The sequence below is a fragment of the Microbacterium sp. genome (genome assembly GCF_031178525.1).
Classification (GTDB): domain Bacteria; phylum Actinomycetota; class Actinomycetes; order Actinomycetales; family Microbacteriaceae; genus Microbacterium.
Map to the genome: position 1 here is coordinate 1 of NZ_JAPSJA010000203.1, position 4,127 is coordinate 4,127.

At 69.9% G+C, this 4,127-nt stretch carries 7 protein-coding genes and 1 pseudogene; 5 read left to right on the plus strand and 3 right to left on the minus strand.

Features of this window, described 5'->3' with window-relative positions; all coding sequences use genetic code 11:
- Positions 1-254: YbaK/EbsC family protein (locus RIF89_RS11495; protein WP_309069248.1), on the plus strand; the 254-nt coding region annotated here is incomplete at its 5' end.
- On the opposite strand, the gene aroQ is transcribed toward RIF89_RS11495, so the two are convergent.
- Complete coding sequence (aroQ, locus tag RIF89_RS11500; RefSeq protein WP_309069249.1) at positions 244-684, minus strand: type II 3-dehydroquinate dehydratase; 441 nt, start codon at positions 682-684, stop codon at positions 244-246. The genes RIF89_RS11495 and aroQ overlap by 11 nt on opposite strands.
- 13 nt (positions 685-697) lie before the next feature.
- Positions 698-1,126: an NUDIX hydrolase gene (locus RIF89_RS11505; RefSeq protein WP_309069250.1), complete on the minus strand. Its 429-nt coding sequence runs from the start codon at positions 1,124-1,126 to the stop codon at positions 698-700.
- 68 nt (positions 1,127-1,194) lie between these two features.
- Between RIF89_RS11505 and RIF89_RS11510 the strand changes: the two genes are divergently transcribed.
- The 3 genes from RIF89_RS11510 to RIF89_RS11520 all read left to right on the plus strand — a co-directional run bounded on the left by RIF89_RS11510 (position 1,195) and on the right by RIF89_RS11520 (position 3,494).
- Positions 1,195-1,752, plus strand: coding sequence for a TetR/AcrR family transcriptional regulator (locus RIF89_RS11510; protein WP_309069251.1), 558 nt, complete (start codon positions 1,195-1,197; stop codon positions 1,750-1,752).
- Positions 1,753-1,795: 43 nt separating this feature from the next.
- Positions 1,796-1,918, plus strand: a complete 123-nt coding sequence (locus RIF89_RS11515) for a hypothetical protein (protein ID WP_309069252.1) — start codon at positions 1,796-1,798, stop codon at positions 1,916-1,918.
- Positions 1,919-2,066: 148 nt separating this feature from the next.
- Positions 2,067-3,494 carry an MFS transporter gene (locus RIF89_RS11520; protein WP_309069253.1) on the plus strand — a complete coding sequence of 476 codons (1,428 nt, stop codon included), beginning with the start codon at positions 2,067-2,069 and terminating at the stop codon, positions 3,492-3,494.
- Between the two features lie 63 nt (positions 3,495-3,557).
- Here RIF89_RS11520 and RIF89_RS11525 read toward each other — a convergent pair whose 3' ends face one another.
- The gene (locus tag RIF89_RS11525; protein WP_309069254.1) at positions 3,558-3,731 is read right to left on the minus strand and encodes a CsbD family protein; all 174 of its coding nucleotides are present in this window, start codon (positions 3,729-3,731) and stop codon (positions 3,558-3,560) included.
- Between the two features lie 187 nt (positions 3,732-3,918).
- On the opposite strand from RIF89_RS11525, the pseudogene RIF89_RS11530 reads away from it, so the two are divergent.
- A pseudogene (locus RIF89_RS11530) lies at positions 3,919-4,127 on the plus strand (hypothetical protein); the annotation flags it as partial.

The window sequence follows — 4,127 nt, forward strand, 5'->3', positions numbered from 1 at the left end:
GCGTCAACAAGCTGCGCCTGCCTGAGCCCGAGCTCGCGCTGCAGGCGACCGGGTACGAGCGCGGCACGATCACGCCGCTGGGCAGCACGAACGACTGGCCCGTGTACGCGGATGAGCGGATCGCCGGTCGCCGCGTCTCGATGGGAGCCGGTGCGCACGGATGGACGCTCTTCGTCGACGCCGACGCACTCGTCGACGCCTACGATGCGACGGTCGCCGACATCTCCGACCCGGTGGAGTTGATCAGGCGCTGAGGAGCGTCGCGAGGCGACGGATCGCGAACTCGTACCCCTGCACACCTGCTCCGACGATGACGCAACTGGCGACGTCCGACAGGTAGGAGTGGTGCCGGAACGGCTCGCGCGCGTGCACGTTCGAGATGTGCACCTCGGCGAAGGGCAGGGACACGCCCGTGAGCGCGTCGCGCAGCGCGACGGACGTGTGCGTGAACGCGCCGGGGTTGATGACGATGGCATCGCAGTCGACCCGCGCCTCGTGGATCACGTCGATCAGCGCGCCCTCGTGGTTGCTCTGGAACGCGCGCAGGTCGAAGCCCAGCTCCTTCGCGACGGCGGACGCGCGGTCGAAGACGTCCTCCAGCGTGTCGGATCCGTAGATCCCCGGTTCACGCGTGCCGAGCAGGTTCAGGTTCGGCCCGTTGACGAGCAGGATCCGGTTGTTCACGTCCTAGGTCCCTTCAGTGAGCGATTCCGGCCATGCCGAGGGCGACGTCCACCAGTCCCGTGCGCTCGGTCGCACGCACACGCTTCAGCGGAATCCACTCCGCCATGTCGCTCGAGCCGTCGACCTCGTGCGTGAGCGTGCCGCCCGTGATCGTCGCCCGGTACACGATGCGCAGCGCATGCAGCGGACCGGGGGCGCCCTGTGCCAGACGGCGCTTGGCGGGCACGATGTGCGAGTCGATGCCGAGCAGTTCGTCGAGGCGCACCGTGTAGCCGCTCTCCTCCCACACCTCTCGACGCGCGGCATCAGCCGGGTCCTCACCGGGCTCCAGGCCACCGCCCGGCAACGACCACGCGGGGGTGCGCCCCTCGATCCAGCGCGTCAGCAGCACCCGATCCTCGTCATCGACGATCACGCAGTAGGCGGCGACACGCATGTCCATGGGGTCAGCCTAGCCATGGACCCGACGGTACTTGCGTCTGCTCGATGAGTGAGTGTACAGTCACTCTCATGACACCTCGTGGATCGATCCTCTCCACCGCCGAGCAGCGGCGGCCGGTCGTGACCGATGCCGCGCTGCGGCGCTTCTCGCAGCGCGGCTTCCACGGCACGACCGTCGCCGATGTCGCAGGCGAGGCGAAGATCTCCCCCGCGTACGCGTTCAAGCTGTTCCCCCGCAAGGAGTCGCTGTTCGTCGCGGCGCTGGATCTGTGCTTCGACCGGATCCTCGACGCCCTCGGCGATGGCGCCGATCGTTCGCCCGATCGCACGCCCGACGGGATCCTCGACGCGATGGGCGCGGCGTACGCCGAGCTCATCCAGGATCGCGCGCTGCTCATGCTGCAGGTGCATGCGCAGTCGGTGGCGGATGTGCCTGAGATCGGATCCGCACTGCGGACGGGCCTGGCGCGCATCACGATGTTCGCCAAGCAGCGCTCCGGGGCGGACGACGCCGCGGTTCAGCGCTTCGTCGCCTACGGGCAGCTGTGTCACCTCATCGTCACCTCCGGCATCGAGGAGCTGCCGGAGGCGTGGGCGGAGATCCTTACGCGAGGCATCCGCCACTGACCCCATCCCCACCGGGGTGGGTTTCTTCTGTCCGTCTAAGTGAGTGGTTAATCACTCAACTATCGAATCCAAGGAGAACGACATGAAGAACGAGATCACCATCCGCTGGGTCGCCCTGGCGCCCCTCGCCGTCCTGGCCGTCGCGATGTTCAGCGCCTGGCGCTGACCGAGGAACCCGAAGGAGAAATCATGAACGACAGCACGGAGAACCGCTCGTCCCGATGGAGTGCCGAGAAGACCGCCTGGTGGGTCGTCTTCGGCACGCTGACCCTCAGCATCGTCCTGATGCTGGGCCTGTGGAACTGAGGCCGACGATGACGACCACGCTCTCTCCCGCCCCACCCACGACACGCAGCTCACGTCGATGGATCGCGCTCGGCGTCCTGGCCCTCGCGCAGTTCCTCGTCGTGCTCGACGCGTCGATCGTGAACATCGCCCTGCCCGTGCTCGGGCAGCAGCTCGGGATGTCCACCGCCGCCCTCGCATGGGTCGTCACGGCGTATGTCCTCGCCTTCGGCAGCCTTCTGCTGCTCGGCGGCCGGCTGGCCGATCGCTACGGGCACCGCCGGGTGTTCCTCATCGGCACGGCGGGCTTCGCCGCCGCCTCCGCACTGGCGGGCCTGTCGGTCGGCCCCGAGATGCTGCTCGCCGCGCGTGCGCTCCAGGGAGCATCCGCGGCGCTTCTCGCCCCGGCCGCTCTCGCCCTCCTGACCCATCTGTTCCCCGCACCGCGAGACCGCGCCAAGGCGCTCGGCGTGTGGGGAGGCGTCGCGGGCATCGGCTCGGCAGCCGGAGCGCTGCTGGGCGGAGTGCTCACCGCCGGCCTCGGCTGGCAGTCGGTGTTCTTCGTCAACGTGCCGGTGGCCGTCCTCGTGCTGGTCGCTGTTCCGCTGCTGATCACACGCGACGTCGCCGCTGCCCGAGTGCGGCTCGACCTTCCGGGCGCCGCGAGCATCACGGCGGCTCTCCTGGCTGCCGTCGCCGCGGCGAGCGCGATCGAGCTGCTCGGCCTGCTGCATCCGCTCGTCTGGGGGCTCGCCGCCGTTGCCGTGGCGCTGGGCGTCGTGTTCGTCGCGGTGGAGCGTCGCGCCGCAGACCCCCTCGTGCCGCTCGGCGTCTTCCGCAACCGCAGCCTGACCGACGGCAACATCGTCATGGTCCTGATCGGCGCGGCGATGGTGGCGCTGTTCTTCGCACTGTCGGTGTACATGCAGGCGGTGCTGCACTACGACGCGCTGACGACGGGACTGACGCAGCTGCCGCTCGCCGGAGCGCTCGTGATCGTCGCCGGCCTGGTGCCGGCCGCGATCGCGAGGATCGGCACGCGCAGGGCGCTCGCCTCCTCGCTCGTCCTGCTCGCGGGCGGCCTGATCTGGCTCGCGGCCGCGCCCCCCTCCGCGGACTTCGTGGTACACCTGCTCGGCCCGACGCTGCTGATCGGCGTCGGCATGGGCGGCGCGTTCGTCACCGCCACCCAACTCTCGGTGCACGGCGTGGAGGGCGGCGAAGCGGGACTCGCCGGTGGCCTCGTGAACACGAGCCAGCAGGTCGGCGGCGCGCTGGGACTCGCCGTGCTCGCGGCGGTCGCGACGACGCGGACCGAGGCGCTGACCGCATCCGGCGTGGCCGAGGCCGACGCACTGACGGGCGGCTTCTCGTGGCTGTTCCTCGGCGCCGCCGGACTGTCCGTGGTCGGCGCGCTCGTGACGCTGCGCGGGCGGCGCGCCGGAGACGACCTCTGAGCCGACGCGCGAGGAGGGCCGCCCCCGATGGGGCGGCCCTCCGTTCGTGCGAGCGGGATCAGATCAACCCTTGAAGGCGTCCTTAATGTCCTCGCCGGCCTTCTTCAGCTTGGCGGACGTCTGGTCACCGTGACCCTCGGCCTCGAGGCGCTCGTTGTCGGTCGCCTTGCCGGTGGCCTCCTTGGCCTTGCCGGAGAGGTCCTGGGCGCCGTTCTCGATCTTGTCGTCGAGTCCCATATTCGGCTCCTTCCGTGACGGTTGTCCCGGGCGTGATCTCCCGGGATGCCCAACGCTAGGCGAGCCCTCCCGAACCAGCACGGGGGTCGCGCGCGAGACGATCTTGCGCTAGACGATCCGTCGCAGCTTCGCTGCACCGCGATCGGGACGAGACAATCGTCGGAGGGTCGCGGAGGTGAGGGGACGCATGACCAGCAGCAAGCGCAGGCCGTGGGTGTTCTTCGCCTCCGTTCTCGTGGGTGCGCCGATCGCGCTGCTGTTCTCGTGGCCGCAGGCGGTGGGGGCGCAGACGGCGCCGGTGATCGCCCACGCGGTGTCGTTCCGCGCCATCCTGGCCATCGGGTTCGGCGCGGCCGCCGTGCTCCTCGGAGTGGTCGCGCTCGTGCGCCGACGGTG

Bases quoted from the DNA above. Each gene is read 5' to 3' on its own strand.
- RIF89_RS11520 (WP_309069253.1), top strand. From the start codon at position 2,067: ATGACGACCACGCTCTCTCCCGCCCCACCCACGACACGCAGCTCACGT.
- RIF89_RS11525 (WP_309069254.1), bottom strand. From the start codon at position 3,731: ATGGGACTCGACGACAAGATCGAGAACGGCGCCCAGGACCTCTCCGGC.
- RIF89_RS11510 (WP_309069251.1), top strand. From the start codon at position 1,195: ATGACACCTCGTGGATCGATCCTCTCCACCGCCGAGCAGCGGCGGCCG.
- RIF89_RS11505 (WP_309069250.1), bottom strand. From the start codon at position 1,126: ATGGACATGCGTGTCGCCGCCTACTGCGTGATCGTCGATGACGAGGAT.